Origin of the sequence: Agromyces sp. LHK192, assembly GCF_004006235.1 — a bacterium.
Taxonomy (GTDB): domain Bacteria; phylum Actinomycetota; class Actinomycetes; order Actinomycetales; family Microbacteriaceae; genus Agromyces.
Genome location: NZ_CP034753.1, coordinates 549,857 through 575,933 on the forward strand (window position 1 = coordinate 549,857; position 26,077 = coordinate 575,933).

Genomic DNA, 26,077 nt, shown 5'->3' on the forward strand with positions numbered 1-26,077 from the left:
GAGGTCAGCCCTTGCCGGGGTGGACGGCGCCGCAGTTCGGGCAGGTGCGGCCCTCCTCGCTCTCGTAGAACTCGCGGAACACGGGCGGCAGGTCCTCGACGATGTCGCGTACCTGGAGTTCGACCTCGTGCACCTTCGTGTTGCACTCCGGGCAGAACCAGGCGAACTTCTCGAGCGTGCCCTCCTCGCGGATGCGCTCGATGACGATGCCGATCGAGCCGGCCTCGGGGCGCTGCGGCGAATGGAACACGTTGCCGGGCAGCAGCCACATCTCGCCCTCGCGGATGTCGATGCGCTGCAGCCCGTCGGGCGTCTGGATGTTCACGTGCATGTTGCCGCGGTACTGGTAGAACCACTCCTCGTACGGGTCGAAGTGGAAGTCCGTGCGCTGGTTGGGGCCGCCGACGACCTGCACGATGAAATCGCCGATCGGCTCCCACGCCTGCTTGTTGTTCACCGGGGGCTTGAGCAGGTGCTCGTGCTCCTCGATCCACTTGGCGAAGTCGATGACGGGTGGGATGGTGCTCATTGCTCCTCCTCGGATGCGGTGGTGGATTCGATGGGTCGTTCGGGCCGGCGCGCGACGGCCTGGATCTCGATGCGCAGGTGCGGATGCGGCAGGGCGTGCACGGCGACGGTGGTGCGGGCGGGGCCGTGCTCGTCGAAGTGCTCGGCCCAGACGTCGTTGTACCCGGCGAAGTCGTTCATGTCGACGAGGAACGCGGTCGCCTGCACGACGTCGCGCAGCTCGCAGCCCGCGGCGGCCAGCACGTCGCGGATGTTCGCGATCACGGCTCGCGTCTGCACGGCGATGTCGAGGCGGGTCGTGCCGAACTCGTCGACCTCGGCGCCCTCGATGGTGTTGTCGGGACGCCGGCTCGACGTGCCGGACACGAAGACGAGGTCGCCCGAGACGCGCACGTGCGGGAACCGTCCGCGCGGGGTCGCCTTGCCGGCGACGAGGATGCCGTCGCCGCCGCTCATCGCGCGCCCTCCTCGCGCGCCGCCCGGATCGAGACCGACCCGAGCCCGGCGACGTGCGCCTCGACCAGCCCGGCACGGGGGAACGGTACGGCCGCGGTCGCGGCGCCTGCGAGCAGCACCGAGCCGGCGGGCAGTGCGAAGCCGTGCGCGCGGGCGAGTCGGAGGGCGGCGGCGAGCGCGCGGCCCGGGTCGCCGAGGATCGCCCCCGTCGACCCGGTCTGGACGACGCGGCCGTCGACCTCGAGGCGGACGGCGCGGTTGTCGAGCGCGCCCACCTCGCGCGGGTCCCGCCAGGTGCCGACGGCGAAGGCGGCGGATGACGCGTTGTCGGCGACGACGTCGCCGAGGTCGAACGCGAAGTCGCGGTAGCGCGAGTCGATGACCTCGATCGCGGGCGCGACGGCGGCGATCACGGCGAATGGATCCGACACGGGGCCGTCGTCGGCGCCGCGGTCGTCGGCGTCGCCACCCGCGAGGTCGGCGCCCAGCAGGTAGGCCACCTCGGGCTCGACCCGCGGGTGGATGGCGACCGCGAGGTCGAGGCATCCGCCGTCGTCGAGGCGCATCGCGTCGGTGAGCGTGCCGATGATGACGTCGTCGACCCCCATCTGCTGCGCCTTCGCGCGACTGGTGAAGCCGAGTTTCGCGCCGATCACGCGCTCGCCACGGCCGACGCGCCGCGCGACGAGCGCATGCTGGGTCGCGTACGCGTCCTCGAGGTGGAGCGCTCCGCCGTGCGAGAGCTGGCGGATCGCGTTCGCTCGACGCTGCGCGTCGTCGAGGGCGAGCGCGTGCAGCGCGACGGCGCTCATGCCGCAGCTCCGTCGTTCGAGGTGTCGTCAGCGGCTTCGGACCCGGTGTCCGGCCCGATGTCCGGCCCGGCGTCGTCGCGGGCGTCGGCGAGGGCGTCGTCGCGGGCGCCGGCGAGGTCGAGCGCCACGTCGACGATGAGGTCCTCCTGGCCGCCGACCATGCGACGGCGGCCGACCTCGACGAGGATGTCGCGCGCGTCGAGCCCGTGCCGCTCGGCGGCCCGTTCGGCGTGCAGGAGGAAGCTCGAGTAGACGCCGGCGTAGCCGAGGGTGAGCGTCTCACGGTCGACGCGGACTGGGCGCCGCTGGATCGGCCGGACGAGGTCGTCGGCGGCATCCTGCAGCGCGAACAGGTCGCACGCGTGCTGCCAGCCCAGCAGGTCGGCCACGGCGACGAACGCCTCGATCGGCGTGTTGCCGGCTCCCGCGCCCTGCCCGGCGAGCGACGCGTCGACCCGATTCGCACCGTGCTCGACCGCGACGACGCTGTTGGCGACGCTGAGCGACAGGTTCTCGTGCGCGTGGATGCCGATCTCGGTCGACGCGTCGAGCACGTCGCGGTAGGCCGAGACGCGGTCGGCGACGTCGCGGCCGGTGAGCCTGCCGCCCGAGTCGGTCACGTAGACGCAGTTCGCGCCGTACGACTCCATGAGCTTCGCCTGCGCGGCCAGGGCCGCCGGGTCGTTCATGTGGCTCATCATGAGGAACCCCGAGACGTCCATGCCGTGGTCGCGCGCCCACCCGATGTGCTGAGCGGCGACGTCGGCCTCGGTGCAGTGCGTCGCGACGCGCACGCTGCGGACCCCGCGGTCCCTGGCCCGGGCGAGGTCGTCGATCGTGCCGATGCCGGGGAGGATGAGCGTCGTCAGGCGCGCGCGGTCGAGGACTGATGCGGCCGCCTCGATCCACGCCGCGTCGGTGTTCGCGCCGTGCCCGTAGGCGACGCTCGAGCCGCCCAGCCCGTCGCCGTGCGCAACCTCGACGGCGTCGACGCCGGCGGCCTCGAGGGCCGCGGCGATGGCGCGCACCTGGTCGATCGTGTACCGGTGGCCGATCGCATGCATGCCGTCGCGCAGCGTGACGTCCTGCACGTACACGCGCGGCGCCGCGGCCGTCATGCTGGCACCTCGATCGGGGTGTCGGCGTGACGTCGGGCGACGAGGCGCTCGGCCGTGCGGAGGGCGGCGGAGGTCATGATGTCGAGGTTGCCGGCGTACTCGGGGAGGTAGTGGCCGGCGCCCGCGACCTCGAGCAGGATCGACACTCGCGTGCCGCGGAACGCACGGTCGAGCGCGGGCACGTACGGTTCGTCGACCGGCTCGAACTGCACCTGCTGCTTCAGGCGGTAACCGCCCACGTAGCCCTGCACCTCGGCCACCATCGCATCGACCGAACGGCGTACGGATGCCTCGTCGGGTTCGCCCTCGACGAGGCAGAACACGGTGTCGCGCATGATGAGCGGCGGTTCGGCCGGGTTGAGCACGATGATCGCCTTGCCCCGCTCGGCGCCGCCGATCCGCTCGATCGCGCGGGCGGTCGTCTGCGTGAACTCGTCGATGTTCGCGCGGGTGCCGGGGCCAGCCGACCGCGAGGCGATCGACGCGACGATCTCGGCGTACGCCACCGGCGCGACGCGCGACACGGCGGCGACCATGGGCACGGTCGCCTGGCCGCCGCAGGTGACGAGGTTGACGTTCGAGGCGTCGACGTGGTCGTCGAGGTTCACGACGGGCACCACGTACGGGCCGATCGCGGCGGGCGTGAGGTCGACCACGATCCGGTCGAACTGCCGCACGATGCGGTCGTTGTGCACGTGGGCCGCGGCCGAGGTCGCGTCGAAGACGAGCGCGACGTCGGCGAACTCGGGCATGCGCACGAGGCCCTCGACGCCCTCGTGCGTCGTCGCGACGCCGAGCCGGCGGGCCCTCGCGAGGCCGTCGGAGTCCGGGTCGATGCCCGCCATGGCGGCGACGTGCAGCGTCGACGAGAGGCGCTTCACCTTGATCAGCAGGTCGGTGCCGATGTTGCCCGAGCCGATGATGGCGATTCCCGTGGTCATGCGGCGGCTCCCGTCGTGGTGCCGGCTCCGCCGGCGGTGGCTGCGAAGTCGGCGTGCACCTCGCCGAGGCCGTCGAGTCGTGCGCGGAACACCCCGGGGAGTGCCGCGACCATCGGTCCGAGGGCTCCGGAGAGCACGATCTCCCCGGCCCGGAGCGGGCGACCGTGCCGGGCGACCGCTCGGGCCAGCCAGGCGACGGCGACGACCGGGCTGCCGAGGCAGGCCGCGCCCGACCCGGTGGACACCGGTTCGCCATCGACGTCCAGGCGCATGCCGACCGCGGCGAGGTCGAGGCCGTCGAGCCGGCGCGGCACGGTGCCGAGCACGACCGCGCCGCTCGACGCGTTGTCGGCGATCGTGTCGGTGATGCGGATGTCCCACCCGGCGATCCTCGAGTCCACGACCTCGATCGCCGGCAGCACGAACTCGGTCGCACGGATCACGTCGGCGACGCTCGCCGCGGGCGCGTCGAGGTCGCGGCCGAGCACGAACGCGACCTCCGCCTCGACGCGGGGCTGCATGAGGCCGTCGAGGGCGATCGGCTCGCGGTCGGCGACGACCATGTCGTCGAACAGCACGCCGTAGTCGGGGGAGTGCACGCCGAACTGCGCCTGCACCGCGGCCGAGGTCAGCCCGATCTTGCGCCCGGCGACCCGGCGGCCCTCGGCAAGGCGGGCGACGACGCCGAGCGTCTGCACGTCGTACGCGGCATCCGCATCGATCTCGCCGATGAGGTCGCGCACCGGTGCGCACGCGATCCGCGTGCGCACCGCGGACTCGAGGCGGTCGTGCGCGGCGCGGATCGCGGCCGTGCGATCTGCGGCACCGCGGTCCGCGGCCGTGCGGTCGGCGTCGATGCGGCCGCCCTCGGTGGTCGTCGCCGCGCTCACAGCTGCACGCACACGTTCGTCGGCTCGGTGTAGAAGTCGAGCGAGTGGCGGCCGCCCTCGCGCCCGATGCCCGAGAGCCCGACTCCGCCGAAGGGGCTGCGGAGGTCGCGCAGGTACCAGGTGTTGACCCACGACATGCCGACCCGCATGCGCTGGGCGACGCGGTGCCCCTTCGAGAGGTCTCGGGTCCAGGTGACGGCGGCGAGGCCGTAGTCGGTGTCGTTGGCGAGTGCGACGGCCTCGGCCTCGGTGTCGAACGGGATGAGCGCGGCGACGGGTCCGAAGACCTCCTCGCGCACCGTGCGGTGCGTCTGGTCGAGCCCGGTCCACAGCGTCGGCTCGATCCACGATCCGCCGGCGAGGTCGTCGCCGAGGTCGGGGACGCCGCCGCCGGCGAGCACCGTGGCGCCCTCGGCGACCGCGAGGTCGAGGTAGGCGCGCACCTTCTCGCGGTGCTCGTGCGAGATGAGGGGTCCGGTCGTCGTCGCCGGGTCCTCGGGGCGGCCGAGTCGGAGCCGGCGCGCCTGCTCGGTGAGGCCTGCGGCGACGTCGTCGAACACCGATCGCTCGACGTAGATCCGCTCGGTGCACAGGCACACCTGCCCGGTGTTGAGGTACGTCGACCGGGCGAGGCCCGCGATCGCGGCGTCGAGGTCGGCGTCGGCGAAGACCACGGCGGCGTTCTTGCCGCCGAGCTCGAACGACACCGGTCGGACCCGCGGGGCGACCGCGCGCATGATCGCCGAGCCGGTGGACGACTCGCCGGTGAAGGTCACGGCGTCGATGCCCGGATGGCTCGTCAGCAGCTCGCCGGTGGAGCCCGCGCCGAAGCCGTGCACGACGTTGACGACGCCGTCGGGGACTCCCGCCTCGGCGAGGATCTCGGCGAGCATCGTCGCCGAGGACGGCGTCTGCTCGGAGGGCTTGACGACGACGCTGTTGCCTGCGGCGAGCGCGGGCGCCAGCTTCCACGTGAGCAGCAGCAGCGGCAGGTTCCACGGGACGATGACGGCGACGACGCCGAGGGGCTTGCGGACCGCGTAGTTGAGGGCGCGCCGCCCGTCGGGCAGTTCGGTGAGGAACGAGTCGAGGCCGGCGGTCGACACGGTGTCGGCGGCGGCGCGGAAGTTCGCTGCGGCACGGGCGACGTCGAGGTCGCGGGCGAGCGTCTCGGGCTTGCCGGTGTCGCGCACCTCGGCGGCGACGAGCTCGTCGAACCGGCGGTCGATGACGTCGGCGACGCGGCGCAGGATCGCGGCCCGTTCGCCGGTCGTCATGCGACCCCACGGTCCGTCCGCCGCGGTCCGCGCCGCGGCGACCGCGAGGTCGACCTCGTGCGGCCCCGCCTCGTGCACCTGGCCGACGAGCGAGCCGTCGACCGGGTCGATCTTGTCGAACGCTCGGATGCCGTCGAGGAACGCGCCGCCGACGAAGCCGCGGATCTGCCGCGCGGTCCCGCGGGTCGAGGACGTCGCGGCAGCCGCCTGGGGCGAGGCGGGCGCCGGCGTCGATGCCGGCGTCGTGAGGGATGACATGCCATCAGGCTAGGAACCGCGTTCGATGCCGACAAATGCTCTTGTGAAGCGCTGCCATGCCCGTACGGCTATAGTCCCGGCATGTCCTCCGAACGCCTGCTCGACGGCCGCCTGAAGGTGCGCCACCTCGTCCTCGTCACCGCCATCGCCGACGAGGGCACGCTCGTCCGCGCCGCGGAATCGCTCCACATCACCCAGCCCGTCGTCACCCGCGCCCTCCGGGAGGTCGAGGACCTCTTGGGCGTGCCGCTCTTCGAGCGTCGTCCCCGCGGGGTCGTGCCGACCCGCTACGGCCAGTCGTTCATCGACCGTGCCCGCTCGGTGCTCGCCGAGCTGCGCGCCGCCGACGAGGAGATGCGCCTGATGCAGACCGGTCAGCTCGGCACGGTCACGGTCGGCACGCATCTCGCGGGCTCCAACCTGCTGCTGCCCCGGGCGATCGCCGCGCTCAAGGCCGAGCATCCGCGACTGACCGTGGTCGTCCGCGAGAGCACCCCCGACATGCTGCAGCAACTGCTGCTCGCCGGCGACCTCGACCTCACCGTCGGACGCCTCTCGCCGACCGTGCCGGTCCGGCTCGAGCAGGAGCGCCTGCACCACGAACCGATCCGCCTGGTCGCGAGGGAGGGGCATCCGGTGCACGACGGCCACCGTGCACCCGCGTTGGCCGACCTGATCGCCTACCCGTGGATCTTCCCGGTCGCCCAGACCGCGCTCCGGGCCGAACTCGAGGCGGTCTTCTTCCACGAGGGCCTGCCCCTGCCCGCCGACCGGGTCGAGTGCACGTCGATGCTGACGCTGCGCAACCTCCTGGTGTCGACGGACGTGATCGCCGCGCTGCCGATGTTCATCGCGGTCGACGACCGCGACCTGCGCATCCTCGCGACGCCGCTGAGTTCGATCCGGCGCGCGGTGGGGGTGACCATGCCGAAGGATCGCACGCCGTCGGCGGCCGCCGCCGCGCTGCTCGGGCACCTGCGCGAGGAGGGTGCGCGGCTGGCGGAGTTCGAGCGCGAGTTCACCGCACGGGAGCCGCGCACCATCGGTTGATATACCCGTTCGAGCATGGCGCGGAGCCGGATAGATATTGGACAGCATGGGGCGCGGCGATGACGCTGATGGAAACGACGCGAGGAAGCGTCGCACCGATTCCATCCTTCTGCCGACTCTGGAGGCGACATGGCCGGCTCCCCCTACGTGCCCGATGCGAAGAAGTACCGCCCCGAGGATTTCCGACGGGTCGCCGGTGAACCGGCCGACCCCGAGCCCGGAACCTGGGGCATGCAGCCCGACGGCACCTTCCTGCCCCCGGCGCACACGCCGTCGGTCCCGCGCGACGTGTTCGTCGACTGGCCCGGCCAGCTCGACTACCGCGACCCCGAGACCTACGCGCTCAACGCGACCGCCGAGGCGTTCTACCCGATCGTGGTCAACACGAGCCACTCGTGGCAGTGCATCTACGACGTCGACGGCGTGCGGTACATGCTGCACTACGGCGGCGGCAACCACTGGAAGCTCTACGACATCACCGACCCGCGCGACCTGAAGGTCGTCGACGAGGAGCAGTGGGGCTGGGACGACCCGCGCCCGCAGTTCGGCGCGACGACCGTGCAGTGGAACGAGGCCCGCGGCGCGTACCTCGCCATCCAGGCCAGCGAGACCCCGCGATACTTCCTCAAGGGCCGGGTCGCGAACAAGTGGATCGACGACACCGTCGAGGGACAGCTCACGGAGTGGGAGGGCCTGCGCGGCTTCCGCGTCTTCGAGGTGAACGGCCCGAGCCCGCGCGACTGGACCCTCATCACCGAGATGTCGACCGACCCGAGCCACGGTCCGGACGAGATCCAGGAGGGCAACGGCGTCCTGGACCTGCCCGTCTACTACGGCGACAAGTACCTCTTCGTCGCGACGGCGCCCGACAACACCTTCACCAACCAGCCGTACAAGACCACGCTTTGGACGGCCGGTCACGCCGCATACGACCTCTCCGACCCGGCCAAGCCGGAGCTGCTCTCGCAGTGGTGGGTGCCCGGCTCGCGTGCCGGCGAGGAGGACGACTCGCCGTACCTGGCGGACAACGACCGCTGGAACAACCGCACCTCGTGGTTCGGCTCGCGCATGGGCGTCTTCATGCCCCGCTCGGTCGAGTCGGGCTGGAAGTACGGCTACGCCGCCCAGGGCGGGCAGGGCTTCTTCGTGCTGGACGTCTCGGACCCGACCGACATCCACCACGTCGGCTGGTGCGAGCTGCCGACCAGCGTCGCCGGCACCGAGGGCGACAACGTCGACACGACCCAGGTCGAGGAGACCGGATACGTCTACGTCTCGGGCTACCCGATGAACACCGACTGCTATGAGCCGGCCAAGGAGATCTACCAGGTCGACGTCAGCGACCCGACGAACCCGAGGGTCGTCCGCACCCTGCCGCGACCGCTGCCGCCCGCCGAGGCGAAGTTCACCGACTGGGCGCAGCGCCGCGGCTCGTTCGGGCCGAAGCGCTCGGGCTACTTCACGAACACCGGCACGCCGCACGGCGGCGTCGTCCCCTACGCCTTCTACGCGGCCGGGCTCCAGATCTTCGACGTGCGCGACCCCGAGGACCCGAAGGTCGGCGCCTACTTCGTGCCGCCGATGGGGTTGAAGGACGACGACGACCTCGCCGCCCCCGTGCACGGGATCTTCGTCGAGTGGGACCGCAACCTCATCTGGCTGTTCGCGAACCATGGCATCTACGCCGTGTCCACCCCGCTGCTCGGCGAACCCGTCGTCGGGCTGCCCGCCGAGGCATCCGACCGATGAGCAGGGGCGGCGCCGACGCGGCGGGCGGCGGGCGGCTCGTCGTCGACGGGCTCGAGAAGCACTACGAGCTCGACGGCGCGCAGGTGCCGGTCGTCAAGGGCGTGACGTTCACGATCGAACCCGGCACGTTCACGTCGCTGCTCGGGCCGTCGGGTTGCGGCAAGACGACGACGCTGCGGTGCGTGGCCGGCCTCGAGACCAGCAACGGCGGCACGATCTCGCTCGACGACACCGTGCTCTCCACCGGCACGAAGCACGTCTCGCCCGACCGGCGCGACGTCGGGATGGTGTTCCAGAACTACGCGATCTGGCCGCACATGACCGTCTTCGCGAACGCGGTGTTCCCGCTCCAGGTGTCGGCGAACCGGCTGCCGAAGGCGCAGGCCCGCCGGCGCGCGATGGAGGCCCTCGAGCTCGTCCAGCTCGACGGCTACGCGCACCGGCCCGCCACGGCGCTGTCGGGCGGCCAGCAGCAGCGGCTCGCCCTGGCCCGGGCGCTCGCGCACCGGCCGAAGCTGCTGCTGCTGGACGAACCGCTCTCGAACCTCGACGCGAAGCTGCGCGACACGATGCGCAACGAGCTGCGGAGCCTCCAGCAGCAGCTCGGCATCACCGCCCTCTACGTCACGCACGACCAGTCCGAGGCGCTGTCGATGTCGGACCGCGTCGCCGTGATGCATCAGGGCCGCATCGTGCAGGAGGCCGCCCCGCGCGACCTCTACTACCGCCCGGCCGACCGCTTCGTCGCCGACTTCGTCGGCCGCGTCAACCTGATCCCCGGCGTCGTGCGCGAGCGCGGCTCCGACGGCGAGGCATTCGTCGAGGCGTTCGGCTCCCGGCTCGAGACGCCCTGTCCGAGCGAGGTCGGCCCGGGCGACGACGTGACGGTCACCTTCCGGCCCGAGAGCGTGCGCTGGCACGCCGCCGCGGTCGACCGGCCCAACCTGCTGCCGGCCAGGGTGGCCCGGGTCGAGTTCCTCGGCGAGATCGTCGAGTACGAGGCCGAGGTGCTCGACGGCGAGACCGCCGTCGGCAGCATCATCGCGCGCGGCGCACCGCTCGACTCGCCCGAGGCGGGCAGCACCGTCTTCCTCGAACTCGCCCCCCACGCGTGCCGGGTGCTCGCGGCGTAACCGCGACACCGAGGGATCCGAACGCACCACCCGAGCGCACCACACCTGAGAGGACACCCACCATGAGCACACGATCAGTTCGCAGCGGATGCATCGGCATCGCGGCGGCGGGGATGCTGCTGCTGAGCGCCTGCAGCACCAACGAGGGCGGCGGTGTGCCCGACGCCGTCGAACCGGTCGCCGGCGGCGGCGAGGCCGCGACCTGCGACGCCGTCGCCGTCGGCGCGTTCACGCGCTGCGAGAACTTCTACGAGGACTTCTGGCCCGAGATCGACCGCCAGATGGACGCGCTGTACGAGCAGGCCAAGGAGACCGATGGCGGCCGGCTGGTGATCTGGGACTGGTACGAGCTGGCCCCCGAGGTGATCGCGCAGTTCAACTCGCGCTACCCCGACCTGGAGATCGAGACGCAGGGGCTGACCTACAACCTGCCGTCGGCCGTCATCACCGCGAAGACCACCGGCTCGCGCAACACCGACATCCTCTCGGGCTCGCTCGTCTCGGCCGCGACGATGACCGACGAGGGGTACTGGGCCGACGTCGACTGGACCGCGTTCGGCGTGCCCGCCGAGTTCCTCGAGATCGGCGCGCCCGAGATGCTGCCCGACAGCGTCAACGGGTCGCTCATGCAGGTCAACGTCGACCGCATCCAGGCGCCCGCCTCGCTCGAGGGCCTGCTGGCACCCGAGTACCAGGGCAAGGCGTCGATCGCGAGCTACAACCCCATCGTGTTCTCCGGGTACGGCATGGCCGAGGGCGAGGACGCGATGGTCGAGCTCATCGGCGAGCTGAAGTCGTCGGGCGCCCTCCAGGTGCTCGAGGACCAGAACACGCCGCTCTCGAGCGGCGACGTGCCGATCGCGCTCAACCAGACGCTGTTCAACCCGAACCCGAGCCTGGCGGTCACGCCGTTCGAGCACTCGGGCGTGTTCGCGCAGTTCTCGGGCGTGAACGCCGATGCAGGCAACGTGCCCGGCGCGATGCTCTGGGCGCTGTGGAACGCGTACGACCCCGACTGGATCGAGCTGCGCATGACCGACGAGCAGTTCTCGACCACCCAGGTGCCGTACCCGGGCCTGCCGAGCTCCGTCTTCGAGCAGGCGACCGGCCTGATGAAGACGAACGCCGACGCCCTCCTGCTCAGCCTCGAGAACGGTGCGGAGATCGAGACGCAGGACACCCGCGACGAATGGATCGCGATCACCGACGCCGCCGACGCGGCACTGAACGGATAACCGCATGGACCAGGCAGGACGGACCGCGAAGGCCGGGCGCGAGCGCCCGTCCACGATGACGATCGCGACGGTCGTCGCCGGGGCGGTGATCGTCCTCCTCCTCGGGATCCCGCTGGTCGTGCAGGTGATCACGGCGTTCCGCGGTCCGTTCCTGCCGTTCGGCGTCTCGTCGGCGCAGTGGGGCGTCGAGAACTTCCAGACGCTCTGGAGCCTGCGCGAGGACTTCTGGGCCGTGCTCGGCTCGACGGCGGTCTTCGTCGGCGGCTCGACCGTCCTGTCGCTGCTGATGGCGTTCGGGCTCGCGTGGGTGACCGTGCGGACGAACGCCCCGTTCCGACGGGTGATCTCGATCCTCGTGATCGTGCCGTTCATCGTGCCGCCGATCGTCAAGGCGCAGGCCTACCTGCTGATGCTCTCGCCCGAATCGGGCGTGCTCAACCAGTTGCTGCACCTCATCCCCGGCATGTCCGGGGTCACGATCGACCCGTTCTCGTTCGCCACGATGACCTTCATCCAGTCGCTGACGAACGTCACGTTCCCGTTCCTGATGATCGTGCCGATCCTCACCGGGATGGACGGCGCGCTCGAGGAGTCGGCGCGGGTGTCGGGTGCGTCGTGGGCGCAGACGCTGCGCCGCGTCACGCTGCCGATGCTCTGGCCGGGCCTGCTCGGCGTCACGGTGCTGACCTTCATCCTCGGACTCGGCAGCCTCGAGGTGCCGCTGCTGTTCGGCCAGGAGTCGGGCAAGTCGATCTTCGCGCTGAAGCTGTGGACCCTGATCAGCGCGGGAGCGGGCGAACTGCCGCAGTACGGGCTCGCCGCCGCGTGGGGCTGCATCTTCCTGGTGATCACGACGATCGCGTTCGTGATCTACCTCCGGGCGACGAGGGATGCCGAACGCCGCGCGTCGATCTCGGGCAAGGGGTTCCGGCCGACGACGATGCGGCTCGGCGCCTGGCGGATCCCGGTGCTCGTGGCGGTCTTCGTGTTCACGCTGCTCACCGCGATCCTGCCGCTGTTCGCGCTGCTGTGGTCGGCGATCACGCCCTACCCGATCGCGTTCTCGTTCGCCGCGCTCGCCGAGCAGACGCACTTCACGGCCTTCGGCGAGGTGCTCGGCGACGGCGAGTTCTGGGCGTCGCTGGGCCGCACCCTCCTGATCGCCGGCGGCAGCGCCACGATCGCGTGCGTCGCGGCGACCGTGCTGGCGTACGGCATCGCCCGGAGCCGGTCGACGCCGTGGACTCGGGCGGTCGACCTGTTCGCCTCGTCATCGGTCGCGATCCCCGCGGTGATCGCGGGCTTCGCGATGTTCCTGACGTTCCTGGTGATCAACCCGGTGATCCCGATCGCCGGCACCATCGCCGCGCTCGTCATCGCCTACTCCTATCGGGTGTCGATCGCGTATCGCAGCGGGTACAGCGCGACCCTGCAGATCCGCAGGGAACTGGAGGAGGCCGCCCAGATCAGCGGCGCGAGCCGATTCGAGGGGTTCCGGCGCATCGTCGCGCCGCTGCTCATGCCGACCGTGTTCGCGGTGTGGATCCAGATGTTCATCCTCGGCACCAACGAGTTCACGCTGCCCGCGTTCCTCGCGACCCCCGAGACGCGGCCGCTGTCGGTGTACATGTACGCGATGATCAACCCGCGTTCGGCGCAGCTCTACGCGCCCGACCAGGGCGCGGCGATGGCGCTCATCTTCACCCTGCTCGTCTTCGTCATCGGGTACGGCCTGCAATGGGCGGTCTCGCTGCGGGCGATCGGCCGGGCGCGTCGCCGCTCGCGGCTCGCGGACGTCGCCGCCGTGCCGGGACCGGCCGGGGGTGCTGCTGCAGCCGCCGTGGCGGCGGCCGAGGCGCCGGCGACGGACACCCGCTCGATCGCGGCGCAGGAGCAGCGGGAGCTGTCCCGCCGCTGACCCGTGATCGAGTCACCGCCCACCGGACGCCGATGGTCCGGTGGGCGGCGGCGTCGACGGCGGTTGTACGCGATGTCGATCGAACGGCCGTACACCGGACATCCGGGCGAAGCGGCGAAGACGGCGGCCGACCTACCATCGACCCCATCACGCCACCGTCGTCACCCGCATCGGAGCAGCCATGACCATCGTCGATCCCGCCGTCACCGGCACCGCAGCAACCGGCGGACCCGCGCTCGCGCAGGAGCGCCGCCTCGTCACCGCCATCCCCGGCCCCCGCTCGCAGGAGCTCATCGCCCGCAAGGCGCAGGCCGTGGCATCCGGCGTCGGACACACGCTGCCCGTCTCGATCGTCGCGGGCGGCGGGGGCGTCGTCGTCGACGCCGACGGCAACTCGCTGATCGACCTCGGCTCGGGCATCGCCGTCACCGGCGTCGGCAACTCGAACCCGCGCGTCGTCGAGGCCGTCACCGCCCAGCTGAACGCCTTCACCCACACGTGCTTCACCATCGCGCCCTACGAGGGCTACGTCGCCGTCGCCGAGCGCCTCAACGCGCTCACCCCCGGCGACCACGAGAAGCGCACCGCCCTGTTCAACTCGGGCGCCGAAGCCGTCGAGAACGCCGTCAAGATCGCCCGCCACTTCACGAAGAAGCAGGCCGTCGTCGCGTTCGACCACGCCTACCACGGCCGCACGAACCTCACCATGGGCCTCACCGCGAAGAACATCCCGTACAAGAGCGGCTTCGGCCCGTTCGCACCCGAGGTCTACCGTGCGCCCCTCTCGTACCCGTTCCGCGACGGCGGCCTGTCGGGCGCCGAGGCCGCGGCCCGCGCGATCACCCAGATCGAGAAGCAGGTCGGCGTCGAGAACCTCGCCGCGATCATCATCGAGCCCATCCAGGGCGAGGGCGGCTTCATCGTGCCCGCCGCCGGCTTCCTGCCTGCCCTCGTCGAGTGGGCGAACGCCAACGGCGTCGTCTTCATCGCCGACGAGGTGCAGACCGGCTTCAGTCGCACGGGCGCCTGGTTCGCGAGCGACCACGAGGGCATCGTGCCCGACGTCGTCGTCACCGCGAAGGGCATCGCCGGCGGCCTGCCGCTGTCGGCCGTGACCGGCCGCGCCGACATCATGGACTCCGCGATGGCCGGCGGCCTCGGCGGCACCTACGGCGGCAACCCGCTCGCGTGCGCCGCGGCGCTCGCCGCGATCGAGGCGTACGAGGAGGACGGCCTGATCGGCCGTGCGAAGGAGATCGGCTCCGTGCTGCTCGGCCGCCTCAACGCCCTGCGCACCGCCGACCCGCGCATCGGCGACGTCCGCGGCCGCGGCGCCATGGTCGCCATCGAGCTCGTCGACCCCGAGACCGGCGCCCCCGACGCTGCGCTCACGAACCGCATCGCGAAGTACGCGCACGAGCACGGCGTGATCCTGCTCACCTGCGGCACGTACGGCAACGTCATCCGCTTCCTGCCGCCGCTCACCATCGGCGACGACCTGCTCGTCGAGGGCCTCGGCGTCGTCGCGGAGGGGCTGAAGACCGCATGAGCCTCACGGTCGACAACGTCGTCGCCGCCGCATCCGCGCCCATCGCGACCCCGCTCGCGGACGCCCGCGCGCAGCTCGCCGAGGCCATCGCGCTGCTCGGCTACGGCGAGGGCACCCACCAGTTGCTCGCGACCCCGCGGCGCGAGCTGACGGTCGCCGTGCCGCTGCGCACCGACACGGGCGAGACCCGGCTCTTCACCGGGTACCGGGTGCAGCACAACTTCTCGCGCGGCCCCGCCAAGGGCGGCCTGCGGTACGCGCCGAACGTCGACCTCGACGAGGTGCGCGCGCTCGCCATGTGGATGACCTGGAAGTGCGCCCTGCTCGACGTGCCGTACGGCGGCGCGAAGGGCGGCATCGCGATCGACCCGCGCGCGCACTCCACCGCGGAGCTCGAGCGGGTGACGCGCCGGTACACGAGCGAGATCCTGCCGATCATCGGGCCCGAGCGCGACATCCCCGCGCCCGACATCGGCACCGACGAGCGCACCATGGCCTGGATCATGGACACCTACTCGGTGAACTCCGGGTACACCGTGCCCGGCATCGTCACCGGCAAGCCGATCGCGCTCGGCGGCTCGCAGGGTCGCGCCTCCGCGACCAGCCGCGGGGTCACGCACATCGCGCTCGCCGCCCTGCGCCACGCGGGGTTCGAGCCGTCGCGTTCGACCGCGGCCGTCCAGGGCTTCGGCAAGGTCGGCGCCGACACCGCCCGGTTCCTCGCCGAGGCCGGCGTCCGCGTCACCGCCGTCAGCGACCAGTACGGGGCGATCCTGAACGCGTCCGGCCTCCACGTCGACGCGCTCATCGACCACGTCCGCGAGACCGGTTCGGTGGTCGGGTTCACCGGCGCCGAGCCGATCGACCGCGACGCGCTGCTCACCCAGCCCGTCGACCTCCTCGTCCCCGCCGCCGTCGAGGGCGTGCTGCACGAGGGCAACGCAGCCGACGTGCAGGCCAGGGTCGTCGTCGAGGGCGCCAACGGGCCCACGACGCCGGCCGCCGACCGCATCCTGCGCGAGCGCGACGTGCTTGTCGTGCCCGACATCCTCGCGAACGCCGGCGGCGTGATCGTCTCGTACTTCGAGTGGGTGCAGGCCAACCAGGCCTACTGGTGGCGCGCCGACGAGGTCGAGAGCAGACTGGAGGAGCGCATGCTGAGCGCGTGGGAGTGCGTGCTCGGCTACGCAGGGGCCAGGGGGCTGTCCCTGCGCACCGCCGCGACCGCGCTCGCCGTCGAACGCGTCGCCGAGGCGCACCGCCTCCGCGGCCTCTATCCCTGAACCACGGCAGCGCACCACCCGGCACCTCGCACCACCGCCCGCCCGACCGGGGCATCCGTTCACGCAGACGACCCCGACATCCGACCGACAGGAGCAGCATGACCCTCGCAACGCACGAAACCGACCTCCTCGACCGCGTCGCCTCCGGCCTCTACATCGGCGGCGAGTGGGTCGACGCCGAGGACGGCCGCACGATGACGGTCGCCGATCCGTCGACTGGCGACGTGATCAAGGAGATCGCGGATGCCTCGCCGGCCGATGGCATGCGCGCCCTCGATGCCGCGGTCGCCGCGCAGGACGAGTGGGCCGCGACCGCGCCGCGCGAGCGGGCCGAGCTGCTGCGCCGCGCCTTCGACACGCTCATCGCGCGCCGCGAGGAGTTCGCGCTGCTGATGACGCTCGAGATGGGCAAGCCGCTCGCCGAGGCGCGCGGCGAGGTGAACTACGGCGGCGAGTTCCTCCGCTGGTTCAGCGAGGAGGCCGTGCGCATCAACGGCCGCTACGGGCTCAACCCCGAGGGCACCGGCCGTATCGTCGTGTCGCAGCGCCCCGTCGGGCCGTCGTTCTTCATCACGCCGTGGAACTTCCCGCTCGCGATGGCGACCCGCAAGATCGCCCCCGCGCTCGCCGCGGGCTGCACCGTCGTCGTGAAGCCGGCAGCGCTCACGCCGCTCACGACCATCGCGTTCGTGCAGCTGCTCGAGGAGGTCGGGCTGCCGAAGGGCGTCGTCAACGTCGTCACCACGTCGAAGTCGAGCGCGCTGTCGAGCCCGATCATCGCCGACCCGCGGCTGCGCAAGCTGAGCTTCACCGGATCGACCGAGGTCGGCCGCAGCCTCATGCGCGACGCCGCCCAGGGGATCCTGCGCACGTCGATGGAGCTCGGCGGCAACGCGCCGTTCGTCGTCTTCGAGGACGCCGACCTCGACAAGGCGGTCGACGGCGCGATGGTCGCGAAGTTCCGCAACATCGGGCAGGCGTGCACGGCCGCGAACCGCTTCATCGTGCACGAGTCGGTCGCCGGCGAGTTCGCGCGCCGGGTAGCCGAGCGCGTCGCCGCGTTCAAGGTCGGTCGGGGGACCGACGACGGCGTCGGCATCGGTCCGCTGATCGACGAGAAGGCCGTCGCCTCGACGGACGAGCTGGTCCAGGACGCCGTGGGCAAGGGCGCGAAGATCCTGGTCGGGGGAGCGCCGCTCGACGGCGCGGGCTCGTTCTACGCGCCGACGGTGCTCGGCGATGTCTCGGCCGACGCCCGCCTGCTGAAGGAGGAGATCTTCGGACCCGTGCTCGGCATCACCACGTTCTCGACCGAGGACGACGCCGTGCGCCTCGCGAACGATACCGAGTACGGGCTCATCTCGTACGTCTTCACGCAGGACCTGGCCCGCGGGCACCGCATGATCGACCGCCTCGCCACCGGCATGATGGGCCTCAACACGGGCCTCGTCTCGAACGCGGCGGCCCCGTTCGGCGGCGTCAAGCAGTCGGGCATCGGCCGCGAGGGCGGCGCCGAGGGCATCCACGAGTACCTCGACACCAAGTACACGCTCATCCCGCTCGGCTGAGCACGCACCGCGCACGTCGCACCGCGCACCGCGCACGTGCCGGATTCAGGAGATCGGAAGCTGCTCAGGACCGCAACCGCAGAAGCATCCTGAACCGCGACCGATCTCCTGAATCCAGGACTGCACCCACTCGAACGACCGCCCGACGGAAAGGCAACACCCATGGAACGCATCGACTGCGACGTCGTCATCGTCGGGGCCGGCGCAGCCGGACTCACCGCCGCGAACCGCCTCAAGGCCGCCGGGCGGTCGGTCGTCGTGCTGGAGGCCCGCGACCGCGTCGGCGGCCGGCTCTGGACCGACGACGTCGACGGCGCGATGCTCGAGATCGGCGGCCAGTGGGTCTCGCCCGACCAGGACGCCCTGATCGAGACCCTCGCCGAACTCGGCCTCGAGACGTACGACCGGTACCGCGAGGGCAAGAACGTCTACATCGACCGGGACGGCAACCGCACGCTGTTCGAGGGCGAGATGTTCCCGGTCGCCAAGCGCACCGAGGACGAGATGGTCGACCTCATCGACAAGCTCGACGCACTCGTCGCCGAGATCGACCCGGATGCCCCGTGGGAGCACCCGCAGGCGAAGGAGCTCGACGAGATCTCGTTCGCCCACTGGCTCGAGACGCAGACCGACGACGACGAGGCGCGACTGAACATCGGCCTGTTCATCGCGGGCGCGATGCTCACCAAGCCCGACCACGCGTTCTCGGCCCTGCAGGCGCTGCTCATGGCGGCATCCGCCGGTTCGTTCTCGCACCTCGTCGATGCCGACTTCATCCTCGACAAGCGCGTGATCGGCGGGCTCCAGCAGGTGCCGATCCTGCTCGCCGAGCAGCTCGGCGACGCGGTCAAGCTCGGTCAGCCGGTGCGCACCGTCCGCTGGGGCGGCGTCGACGCGGATGCCTCGGCCGGCGTCACCGTCGTCACCGACTCGCTCGAGGTGCATGCGCAGCGGGTCGTGCTGGCGCTCGCGCCCGTGCTGTACAGCCGCATCTCGTACGAGCCGCCGCTGCCGCGCCGGCAGCACCAGCTGCACCAGCACCTCTCGATGGGCTTCGTCATCAAGGTGCACGCGGTCTACGAGACCCCGTTCTGGCGCGAGCAGGGCCTGTCGGGCACGGCCTTCAGCCCGTACGAGCTGAGCCACGAGGCGTACGACAACACGAACCACGGCGACACCCGCGGCACCCTCGTCGGCTTCGTCTCCGACGAGGAGGCCGACGGCGTCTTCACGCTGCCGGCCGAGGAGCGCAAGGCGCGCATCCTCGAGTCGCTGTCGCACTACTACGGGCCCGAGGCGCTGAACCCCGTCGTCTACTACGAGAGCGACTGGGGCTCGGAGGAGTGGACCCGAGGCGCCTACGCGGCGAGCTTCGACATGGGCGGCCTCGCACGCTACGGCGCCGACCTGCGCACGCCCGTCGGCCCGATCTCGTTCGCCTGCTCCGACATGGCGGGCAAGGGGTACCAGCACGTCGACGGCGCGATCCGCATGGGCCGGCTCGTCGCCGACCGCCTGATCGAGGAGACGCGGCCGTGAGCGAGGCGGCCGTGAGCGACCGCCGGATCCTCGTCGGCTACACCGCCGACGACTCCGGGGCCGACGCCCTCGCGCTCGGCGCGCGCATCGCCGTCGCGAGCGAGGCGCTGCTCGAGGTCGTCATGGTGCTGCCCATCGAGGCGCGCGGCGGCGTCGTGCCCCGCGATCCGGCCTACGAACGTCACGTCAAGGAGCGCTCGCAGGGATGGCTGGCCGAGGCGTCCGCGGTCATCGGCGAGGCGCCGCAGTCGCTGCACATCCGGTACGCCGAGTCGTTCGCCGCGGGCCTCGTCGAGGCTGCGCACGAGTTCGACGCGTCGCTGATCGTCGTGGGCACCGCACGCGGCGGCCTGTTCGGCCGCACCCGGCTCGGCTCGGTCGGCGAGGAGCTGCTGCACTCCTCCGACGTGCCGGTCGCCCTCGCGCCCGCCGGATCCCGCGAGGTGGCGCTGTCGCAGGGCGTCTCGCGCATCACCGCGGCCGTCGGCGGCACCCCGGGCGTCGTGCTCGAGGCATCCGTCGCGCTCGCCGCGGCCGTGCACGCGCCGCTCCGGCTGCTGTCGCTGGTGCCCGTCGACCTGCCCGCGGGCGTCGACACCGGCCTGGTCGACCTGACGAGCGCGGCGGGCGCCCAGCGCGCGCTCGACGAGGCCCGCGCGACCCTCCCCGCGGGGGTCGAGGCGACCGCGACGATCGCGACCGGCGACACCATCGAGGCATCCGTGAAGGCCCTCGACTGGCACGCCGGCGAGCTCGTCGTCGTCGGTTCGAGCCGCCTCGCGGCGCCTGCCCGACTGTTCCTCGGTTCGACCGCATCGAAGATGCTGCGCGAACTCCCGGTGCCGCTGATCGTGGTGCCCCGCACGACCCGGAAGACGGAGCGATGACGCACCAGCACCCAGGCGAGAGCCGTCCCGAGCCCCACGCCCCGCTCACCCAGGCGTCGGCCACCCTCGACGGCGAGGCCGGACTCTCGAAGAAGGGCCTCTCGGCCGGATCGGTCGGCCTCATCGGCGCGATCGTCATCGGCATCTCCTGCATCGCGCCCGCGTACACGCTGACCGGCTCCCTCGGCCCGACGGTGGCCGAGGTCGGCACGCAGCTGCCCGCGATCTTCCTGCTCGGGTTCATCCCGATGCTGCTCGTCGCGTTCGGCTACCGCGAGCTCAACAGCGCGATGCCCGACTCCGGCACGTCGTTCACGTGGGCGACGCGCGCGTTCGGCCCGTGGGTCGGCTGGATGGCCGGCTGGGGCCTCATCGCCGCGACCGTCGTGGTGCTGTCGAACCTCGCGGGCATCGCGGTCGAGTTCTTCTACCTCGCGCTCGCGCAGGCGTTCAACAACCCCGACATCGCGGAGCTCGTCGGCAACCCGTTCGTGAACGTCGCGACGTGCCTGGTGTTCATCCTCGGGGCGACGCTCATCTCGTACCGCGACATGCAGACGACCCAGAAGGTGCAGTACTGGCTCGTCGGGTTCCAGCTGCTCGTGATGATCGGCTTCGGCGTCGCCGCGTTCTGGCACGTCGCGAACGGCACCGCGTTCGACCCGACGCAGGTCGAGCTCAGCTGGTTCAACCCGTTCGAGGTCGGCTCGTTCACCGCGGTCGTCGCGGGCCTGTCGGTGTCGCTGTTCGTGTTCTGGGGCTGGGACGTGACCCTAACCATGAACGAGGAGACGAAGGGGTCGAACTCGACGCCGGGCAAGGCTGCGACGCTCACCGTCACGATCGTCGTCGCGATCTACCTGTTCGTCGCGATGGGCGCGCTCGCCTTCGCCGGCATCGGCGACACGGGCGTCGGCCTCGGCAACCCCGAGATCCAGGAGAACGCGTTCTTCTACCTCGCGGGCCCGATCCTCGGACCGCTCGCCATCCTGATGTCGCTCGCGGTGCTGTCGAGCTCGGCGGCGTCGCTGCAGTCGACCTTCGTCTCGCCGGCGCGCACGCTGCTCGCGATGGGCCACTACGGCGCCCTGCCCGAGAAGTTCGCGCGCGTCAGCCCGCGCTTCTTCACGCCCGGGTACGCGACCGTCGTGTCGGCGATCGTGGCGGCCGCGTTCTACGCGATCATGCGCGTCGTCAGCGAGGACGTGCTGTGGGACACCATCACGACCCTCGGCATGATGATCTGCTTCTACTACGGGCTGACGGCGTTCGCGGCGGTCTGGTACTTCCGGAAGACCTGGTTCGCGAGCGCGCGCAACGCGTTCTTCCGGCTGTTCGCGCCGCTCATCGGCGGGCTCATCCTCACCGTGCTGTTCGTCATCACGCTGGTCGACAGCATGGATCCCGACTACGGCTCGGGCTCGAACATCGGCGGCGTCGGCCTCGTGTTCATCCTCGGCGTCGTGATCCTCGGGGTCGGCGTCGTGATCATGGTCTGGCAGCGGTTCAAGCGCCCGGAGTTCTTCCGCGGCGAGCGGCTGTCGAAGGACGTGGCGAAGGCGTAGCTCCCAGGCCGTCGGACGTCACACGCGACCGCCCGCCGGCGACACCCGGCGGGCGGTTCCGCTTGCGGGCACGGCCCCGTACATCGGAACCACGAGATGGCGCCGGAACCCGCGCATGCGCGGCTCGAACGCCACTCCGTGGTTCGAACGGTCGAGCGACGCAGACCTCGTCGGTCAGCGGGCGGCGCGGCGGGCGAGCCCGGCGATGCCCGCGATGAGCAGCAGCGCGCCGACCGCGACGACGAGCACGAGGCCCAGGCCGGCGGGCGAGAGCTGCGCCCACCACATGATCGCGTCGTCGCGTCGTACCGGGTCGACCAGCACGGCGAGCAGGCCCGCCGCGATCGCGGCGAATACGAGTCCCCAGATGATGCCCGCCCAGCGGATCCGCGGGCCGCTCGCGGCGACGGATGCCTCGGGCGCTGCGGCGGATGTCCCGGACTGCGCGGATGTCCCGGACTGCGCGGATGCCCCATGGTGCGCGGATGCCCCATGGTGCGCGGATGCCCCGTGGTGCGCCGGTGCGCCGAGCTGCGCCGAGGTCCCGTGGTGCGCCGCCTGCGCGATATGCGCGGGCTGCGCCGCCTGCGCCGCCTGCGCGGTCTGCGCCGCCTGGGCGGGCGGAGGCACGAGCGGCGTCGTCGGCTCGCCGTCGGGCAGCGGTCGGGTGGTGTCGTCGCTCATGTCACAGCTCCTCGTCGCTCTGGACGATCGTGATGCGGGTCGCGCCCGCGCGGATGGTCAGGTGGGCGTCCTCGACGCCCGCTTCGAGTCCCGGGCCGATCTCGCGGTGCCAGGTGCTCACGCTGTCGCGACCGGCGGTGAGCTGCATCCCGTCGAAGTACTGCCACTCGCCGCCACCGTCGCCCCCCACGACGCGTGCGAGTTCGACGAAGCACGAGCCGCACTCGACGTCGAGCGAGAGGCGGGTGCCCTCCGCCACGGCGACCGTGATCGAACCTGCGCCCTGCAGCACCGTCATCCGCGGCGTGCCGGGGCGGTCGGCGGCCGCCTCGTCGAGCGTGAGGCGCAGGTCGCCGACGGGCTGCACGACCGTCGCGGTGCGCACCGCCCCGCCGTCGTTCGCCCACGCGAACTCGGTGCGCGGTCCGGTCGCCGTGCCGAGCGTGGCGACGAGCAGCACCACGGTGGCGAATCCGAGGAATCCGCTTCGGCGGCGCAGCACGCCGGCCAGCACCATCGACAGCGCGGTCACGAGCGCCGCCGCGGCCAGGCCGATGGGCAGCGCCCACTCGACGCTCGTCGAGGAGGCCAACGCCGTGAACGAGCCGATGGCGCCCGCGAGCATCGCGGCGCCGAACGTCGCCACCACGAAGGCGAAGCTCGTCCGCGGGCGGGTGCGCCGGCGCTCGGCGCGCGCGGCCTCGGCCTGCGCCTGGAGGGCGACGGCGGCCGCGCGGCTCTCCGCGGCGACCTGTGCGCGGGCCGCGCGGTTCGCCTCGGCCTGCGACCGCTTCCACGCGTCCAGGTCGGCCTTCCACGCGTCGTACTGGACGCGCCAGGCATCGTACTCCGGCGTGCCGTAGCCGCCCGCGGGCGGTTGCGGCGGCCCGGGCGGGGCCTCGGCGGCGGTTCCGTCCGCGGCCGACACCCCGGCTGCCGCGGCGCCTGCGCTCGCCGCCGCGGTCCGGGTTCCGGTTGCCGCGGTCGCGGTCGCGGTCGCGTTCGCGTCCGCCTGCGACGAGGGTCCGCTGCCGTCGGAAGGCGAAGCCGTGCCGCCGCCCTGCGCCGCTGCGTCGGCGCGGGCCCGGCGCACGACCCAGACGATGAACCAGGCGATCGCGCCGAGTCCGACGAGCGTCCAGAAGACGGGCCACCAGTTGAGGCCGAGCGGGTTGAACACGTCGAACCACGGGCCGTCCCACGCGAACGGCGCCCACGGTGCCCAGCCCCACGGCACGAGTCCGACGAGCACGAAGATGCCGATGCCGACGAGGGCGTTGTCGAACACGCCCCGGATCGTCTGCTCGAGGTGGATGCGGCCGTGCTCGTCGGGCAGCAGCAGCCACGCGATGCCGTACGCGAGGAACACGGGTGCGCCGAACAGCGCGAACACCACGAGCACGCCGCGCACGATCATCGGGTCGATGCCCAGGCGCGCGGCGATGCCGGCGGCGACGCCGCCGATCCACCCGGGCGTGCGGGGCAGCTTCAGCGAGCGGAGCCAGTCGAAGAAGCCGGTGCCCGAGCCGGCTGCCCGGGCGCGGGTGCCCCTGGCGCGGGTGCCCCGGGCGCGGAGGCCCCGGGCGGTGGCGGCGGCGCAGGTGCGGGCGTCTCGTCGCCCGGCTGCTGCTCGCTGGTGGGCGGCGCGGAGTTCGTGGTCATACCTCGATGCTGGCGCGCCGCGGCGGCCACCCGCCATGGGGTATCACCCTGATCCGACCCTGATTCGTCCGTCGCGACCCGCCGGGGGAGGCATCCGGGTGGTTGGATCGAGGCATGTCCACCGCCTCGACGGCGCCGCGGCTCACCCGTCGGCGCGACTGCTGGATCGCCGGCGTCGCGTCGGGCCTGGCCGACCACCTCGGGTGGCCGGTGCCGGCGGTGCGCGCCGCGTTCGTCGGCGCGGCCCTGCTGGGCGGCGCCGGGCTCCTGCTGTACGCGTGGCTCTGGGCGTTCGCGCCGTGGGACGAACCAGCGGCGGATGACCCCGGCGACCGCGTCGTACGCCGGGCGCCCGTCGCGTGGATCCTCGTCGGAGCCGAGGTCGGGGCGCTCGCGCTCGGCGCGTTCGAGGTGGTGGTGCTCGGCCGCGGCTGGTCGCCGATCGTGCTCGCCGCGATCCCCGCCGCGGTCGCGGCCGGTGCGTGGGCGACCCTCGTCGACCGTGCCGATCCCGATCGCGGACCGCGTCACGAGCAGACCGTGCGCGCGGTGGCATCCGCCGGACTCATCCTGCTGGGACTCGCTGCGACCCTCGCCGCGGGCTCCAGCCTGGAGGGCACGCTGCTCGCGGTGCTCTGCGTGATCGGCGTCGGCCTCGTCTACGCGCCGTCGCTCATCACGGTGTGGCGCAACCTCACCGACGAGCGGGTGCGCCGCATCCGCGACGAGCAGCGCAGCGAGATGGCGGCGCACCTGCACGACTCGGTGCTGCAGACGCTCGCGCTGATCCAGAATCGCGCGGGCGCGTCGAGCGAGGCCGGGCGGCTCGCGAGGGCGCAGGAGCGGGAGCTCCGCAGCTGGCTGTACGAGGGGGATGCCCCGGCCGACAGCGATCTCGCGACCGACCTGCGCGACTACGCCGCGGCGCTCGAGCTCGACTACCCGGTACGGATCGAGGTCGTCGCGGTCGGCATCTCCGAGGAGCGCGCGAGCGGCGAGCTGGCCGCGGCGGCACGCGAGGCGATGCTGAACGCGGCGCGGCACGCCGGTGGAGAGGTGTCGGTGTACCTCGAGGGATCCGACCGCGCGGTCGACGTGTACGTGCGCGACCGCGGCCCCGGGTTCGACCCCGCGGCGGTGCCCACCGACCGACTCGGGGTGCGCGAGTCGATCATCGGCCGGATGCGACGCGCCGGCGGCAGCGCGACGGTGCGGTCGGGCGCCGGCGGCGAGGGCACCGAGGTGCACCTGCGATTCGAGACGGAGGTCGCCCGTGGCTGAGCCCATCCCGCCCCTTCGCGTCGTCGTCGTCGACGACCACTCGATCTTCCGGTCGGGGCTGCGCGCCGACCTCGACACGACGATCGACGTCGTCGGCGAGGCATCCGATGTGCCGTCGGCGATCGAGGTCGTCCTGCGCGAGCGACCCGACGTGGTCCTGCTCGACGTGCACCTGCCCGGCGGGTCCGACACCGGCTCGACCGGCGGCGCCGAGGTGCTGCGCCGGGCTGCGCCGCAGGTGCCCGCGACGAGGTTCCTCGCGCTCAGCGTCTCCGACCAGGCCGAGGACGTCGTCGGCGTCATCCGCGCCGGTGCCCGCGGCTACATCACGAAGGGCGCCTCCGGCGCCGAGGTGAGCCGGGCCGTGCACGCCGTCGCGGGCGGCGACGCGGTGTTCTCGCCCCGGCTCGCGGGCTTCGTGCTCGACGCGTTCGGCGCGGCCGTCGGCGAGACCGCGGCCGCCGACGACGAACTCGACCGGCTGTCGGCCCGCGAGCAGGAGGTCATGCGACTCATCGCCCGCGGGTACGCCTACAAGGAAGTCGCGGCGACCCTCTTCATCTCGACCAAGACCGTCGAGACCCACGTGTCGAGCGTGCTGCGCAAGCTCCAGCTGTCGAGCCGACACGAGCTGACCGCGTGGGCGAGCGCGCGCAAGCTGCTGTAACCCCTCGCGCCGATCAGGCGACGCGCA

At 72.1% G+C, this 26,077-nt stretch carries 22 protein-coding genes; 13 read left to right on the forward strand and 9 right to left on the reverse strand.

What is annotated here, in order from left to right:
• Nucleotides 1-4: 4 nt before the first annotated feature.
• From ELQ40_RS02495 to ELQ40_RS02525, 7 genes are read right to left on the reverse strand one after another with little or no spacing between them, the layout of a single operon-like run.
• Nucleotides 5-529 (reverse strand): 3-hydroxyanthranilate 3,4-dioxygenase, encoded by a 525-nt coding sequence (locus ELQ40_RS02495; RefSeq protein ID WP_127792257.1) that lies wholly within the window; start codon nt 527-529, stop codon nt 5-7.
• Nucleotides 526-984, reverse strand: coding sequence for a RidA family protein (locus ELQ40_RS02500; protein WP_127792258.1), 459 nt, complete (start codon nt 982-984; stop codon nt 526-528). Before ELQ40_RS02500 ends, ELQ40_RS02495 begins: the two co-directional genes overlap by 4 nt.
• On the reverse strand, nt 981-1,796 hold the full coding sequence (locus ELQ40_RS02505) for a 2-keto-4-pentenoate hydratase (RefSeq protein WP_127792259.1): 816 nt from the start codon (nt 1,794-1,796) through the stop codon (nt 981-983). Before ELQ40_RS02505 ends, ELQ40_RS02500 begins: the two co-directional genes overlap by 4 nt.
• The gene (dmpG, locus tag ELQ40_RS02510; protein WP_127792260.1) at nt 1,793-2,914 is read right to left on the reverse strand and encodes a 4-hydroxy-2-oxovalerate aldolase; all 1,122 of its coding nucleotides are present in this window, start codon (nt 2,912-2,914) and stop codon (nt 1,793-1,795) included. Before dmpG ends, ELQ40_RS02505 begins: the two co-directional genes overlap by 4 nt.
• Nucleotides 2,911-3,855, reverse strand: a complete 945-nt coding sequence (locus ELQ40_RS02515) for an acetaldehyde dehydrogenase (acetylating) (protein ID WP_127792261.1) — start codon at nt 3,853-3,855, stop codon at nt 2,911-2,913. Before ELQ40_RS02515 ends, dmpG begins: the two co-directional genes overlap by 4 nt.
• Nucleotides 3,852-4,745: a 2-keto-4-pentenoate hydratase gene (locus ELQ40_RS02520; protein ID WP_305004408.1), complete on the reverse strand. Its 894-nt coding sequence runs from the start codon at nt 4,743-4,745 to the stop codon at nt 3,852-3,854. Before ELQ40_RS02520 ends, ELQ40_RS02515 begins: the two co-directional genes overlap by 4 nt.
• A complete protein-coding gene (locus ELQ40_RS02525) occupies nt 4,742-6,280 on the reverse strand; it encodes a 2-hydroxymuconic semialdehyde dehydrogenase (RefSeq protein WP_127792262.1) in 1,539 nt (512 codons plus the stop codon). The genes ELQ40_RS02520 and ELQ40_RS02525 overlap by 4 nt, the downstream gene beginning before the upstream one ends.
• An 81-nt stretch (nt 6,281-6,361) precedes the next feature.
• Here ELQ40_RS02525 and ELQ40_RS02530 point away from each other — a divergent pair, with 81 nt between their 5' ends.
• The 11 genes from ELQ40_RS02530 to ELQ40_RS02580 all read left to right on the forward strand — a co-directional run bounded on the left by ELQ40_RS02530 (nt 6,362) and on the right by ELQ40_RS02580 (nt 21,756).
• The gene (locus ELQ40_RS02530) at nt 6,362-7,330 is read left to right on the forward strand and encodes a LysR substrate-binding domain-containing protein (protein WP_127792263.1); all 969 of its coding nucleotides are present in this window, start codon (nt 6,362-6,364) and stop codon (nt 7,328-7,330) included.
• A 129-nt stretch (nt 7,331-7,459) separates the two neighbouring features.
• A complete protein-coding gene (locus ELQ40_RS02535; protein ID WP_127792264.1) occupies nt 7,460-9,079 on the forward strand; it encodes an LVIVD repeat-containing protein in 1,620 nt (539 codons plus the stop codon).
• A complete protein-coding gene (locus tag ELQ40_RS02540; protein ID WP_127792265.1) occupies nt 9,076-10,212 on the forward strand; it encodes an ABC transporter ATP-binding protein in 1,137 nt (378 codons plus the stop codon). The genes ELQ40_RS02535 and ELQ40_RS02540 overlap by 4 nt, the downstream gene beginning before the upstream one ends.
• Before the next feature lie 62 nt (nt 10,213-10,274).
• Nucleotides 10,275-11,447 carry a hypothetical protein gene (locus ELQ40_RS02545; protein WP_127792266.1) on the forward strand — a complete coding sequence of 391 codons (1,173 nt, stop codon included), beginning with the start codon at nt 10,275-10,277 and terminating at the stop codon, nt 11,445-11,447.
• Between the two features lie 4 nt (nt 11,448-11,451).
• The gene (locus tag ELQ40_RS02550) at nt 11,452-13,365 is read left to right on the forward strand and encodes an iron ABC transporter permease (protein WP_127792267.1); all 1,914 of its coding nucleotides are present in this window, start codon (nt 11,452-11,454) and stop codon (nt 13,363-13,365) included.
• A gap of 181 nt (nt 13,366-13,546) precedes the next feature.
• Entirely contained in the window at nt 13,547-14,914 is a 1,368-nt protein-coding gene (gabT, locus tag ELQ40_RS02555; RefSeq protein WP_127792268.1) for a 4-aminobutyrate--2-oxoglutarate transaminase, read from the forward strand.
• Nucleotides 14,911-16,197, forward strand: coding sequence for a Glu/Leu/Phe/Val dehydrogenase (locus ELQ40_RS02560; RefSeq protein ID WP_127792269.1), 1,287 nt, complete (start codon nt 14,911-14,913; stop codon nt 16,195-16,197). The genes gabT and ELQ40_RS02560 overlap by 4 nt, the downstream gene beginning before the upstream one ends.
• A gap of 98 nt (nt 16,198-16,295) precedes the next feature.
• Nucleotides 16,296-17,765 carry an NAD-dependent succinate-semialdehyde dehydrogenase gene (locus ELQ40_RS02565; RefSeq protein ID WP_127792270.1) on the forward strand — a complete coding sequence of 490 codons (1,470 nt, stop codon included), beginning with the start codon at nt 16,296-16,298 and terminating at the stop codon, nt 17,763-17,765.
• A 162-nt stretch (nt 17,766-17,927) separates the two neighbouring features.
• Nucleotides 17,928-19,304 carry an NAD(P)/FAD-dependent oxidoreductase gene (locus tag ELQ40_RS02570; RefSeq protein ID WP_127792271.1) on the forward strand — a complete coding sequence of 459 codons (1,377 nt, stop codon included), beginning with the start codon at nt 17,928-17,930 and terminating at the stop codon, nt 19,302-19,304.
• A complete protein-coding gene (locus ELQ40_RS02575; protein WP_240665909.1) occupies nt 19,301-20,191 on the forward strand; it encodes a universal stress protein in 891 nt (296 codons plus the stop codon). Before ELQ40_RS02570 ends, ELQ40_RS02575 begins: the two co-directional genes overlap by 4 nt.
• The gene (locus tag ELQ40_RS02580; protein WP_127792272.1) at nt 20,188-21,756 is read left to right on the forward strand and encodes an APC family permease; all 1,569 of its coding nucleotides are present in this window, start codon (nt 20,188-20,190) and stop codon (nt 21,754-21,756) included. Before ELQ40_RS02575 ends, ELQ40_RS02580 begins: the two co-directional genes overlap by 4 nt.
• A gap of 174 nt (nt 21,757-21,930) precedes the next feature.
• Here ELQ40_RS02580 and ELQ40_RS02585 read toward each other — a convergent pair whose 3' ends face one another.
• A complete protein-coding gene (locus ELQ40_RS02585) occupies nt 21,931-22,440 on the reverse strand; it encodes a hypothetical protein (RefSeq protein ID WP_127792273.1) in 510 nt (169 codons plus the stop codon).
• Between the two features lies 1 nt (nt 22,441).
• Nucleotides 22,442-24,139 (reverse strand): PspC domain-containing protein, encoded by a 1,698-nt coding sequence (locus ELQ40_RS02590; RefSeq protein ID WP_127792274.1) that lies wholly within the window; start codon nt 24,137-24,139, stop codon nt 22,442-22,444.
• Nucleotides 24,140-24,216: 77 nt separating this feature from the next.
• On the opposite strand from ELQ40_RS02590, the gene ELQ40_RS02595 reads away from it, so the two are divergent.
• Complete coding sequence (locus ELQ40_RS02595; RefSeq protein WP_127792275.1) at nt 24,217-25,383, forward strand: ATP-binding protein; 1,167 nt, start codon at nt 24,217-24,219, stop codon at nt 25,381-25,383.
• The gene (locus tag ELQ40_RS02600) at nt 25,376-26,050 is read left to right on the forward strand and encodes a response regulator transcription factor (RefSeq protein WP_127792276.1); all 675 of its coding nucleotides are present in this window, start codon (nt 25,376-25,378) and stop codon (nt 26,048-26,050) included. Before ELQ40_RS02595 ends, ELQ40_RS02600 begins: the two co-directional genes overlap by 8 nt.
• Nucleotides 26,051-26,077 lie beyond the last annotated feature (27 nt).

Excerpts from the sequence above, each read along its gene's own strand:
- ELQ40_RS02505 (WP_127792259.1), bottom strand. The coding sequence starts at position 1,796 with ATGAGCGCCGTCGCGCTGCACGCGCTCGCCCTCGACGACGCGCAGCGT.
- gabT (WP_127792268.1), top strand. The coding sequence starts at position 13,547 with ATGACCATCGTCGATCCCGCCGTCACCGGCACCGCAGCAACCGGCGGA.
- ELQ40_RS02560 (WP_127792269.1), top strand. The coding sequence starts at position 14,911 with ATGAGCCTCACGGTCGACAACGTCGTCGCCGCCGCATCCGCGCCCATC.
- ELQ40_RS02550 (WP_127792267.1), top strand. The coding sequence starts at position 11,452 with ATGGACCAGGCAGGACGGACCGCGAAGGCCGGGCGCGAGCGCCCGTCC.
- ELQ40_RS02525 (WP_127792262.1), bottom strand. The coding sequence starts at position 6,280 with ATGTCATCCCTCACGACGCCGGCATCGACGCCGGCGCCCGCCTCGCCC.
- ELQ40_RS02540 (WP_127792265.1), top strand. The coding sequence starts at position 9,076 with ATGAGCAGGGGCGGCGCCGACGCGGCGGGCGGCGGGCGGCTCGTCGTC.
- ELQ40_RS02570 (WP_127792271.1), top strand. The coding sequence starts at position 17,928 with ATGGAACGCATCGACTGCGACGTCGTCATCGTCGGGGCCGGCGCAGCC.
- ELQ40_RS02495 (WP_127792257.1), bottom strand. The coding sequence starts at position 529 with ATGAGCACCATCCCACCCGTCATCGACTTCGCCAAGTGGATCGAGGAG.
- ELQ40_RS02545 (WP_127792266.1), top strand. The coding sequence starts at position 10,275 with ATGAGCACACGATCAGTTCGCAGCGGATGCATCGGCATCGCGGCGGCG.
- ELQ40_RS02500 (WP_127792258.1), bottom strand. The coding sequence starts at position 984 with ATGAGCGGCGGCGACGGCATCCTCGTCGCCGGCAAGGCGACCCCGCGC.
- ELQ40_RS02595 (WP_127792275.1), top strand. The coding sequence starts at position 24,217 with ATGTCCACCGCCTCGACGGCGCCGCGGCTCACCCGTCGGCGCGACTGC.
- ELQ40_RS02535 (WP_127792264.1), top strand. The coding sequence starts at position 7,460 with ATGGCCGGCTCCCCCTACGTGCCCGATGCGAAGAAGTACCGCCCCGAG.
- ELQ40_RS02530 (WP_127792263.1), top strand. The coding sequence starts at position 6,362 with ATGTCCTCCGAACGCCTGCTCGACGGCCGCCTGAAGGTGCGCCACCTC.
- ELQ40_RS02515 (WP_127792261.1), bottom strand. The coding sequence starts at position 3,855 with ATGACCACGGGAATCGCCATCATCGGCTCGGGCAACATCGGCACCGAC.
- ELQ40_RS02585 (WP_127792273.1), bottom strand. The coding sequence starts at position 22,440 with ATGAGCGACGACACCACCCGACCGCTGCCCGACGGCGAGCCGACGACG.
- ELQ40_RS02580 (WP_127792272.1), top strand. The coding sequence starts at position 20,188 with ATGACGCACCAGCACCCAGGCGAGAGCCGTCCCGAGCCCCACGCCCCG.
- ELQ40_RS02590 (WP_127792274.1), bottom strand. The coding sequence starts at position 24,139 with ATGGCGGGTGGCCGCCGCGGCGCGCCAGCATCGAGGTATGACCACGAA.
- dmpG (WP_127792260.1), bottom strand. The coding sequence starts at position 2,914 with ATGACGGCCGCGGCGCCGCGCGTGTACGTGCAGGACGTCACGCTGCGC.
- ELQ40_RS02565 (WP_127792270.1), top strand. The coding sequence starts at position 16,296 with ATGACCCTCGCAACGCACGAAACCGACCTCCTCGACCGCGTCGCCTCC.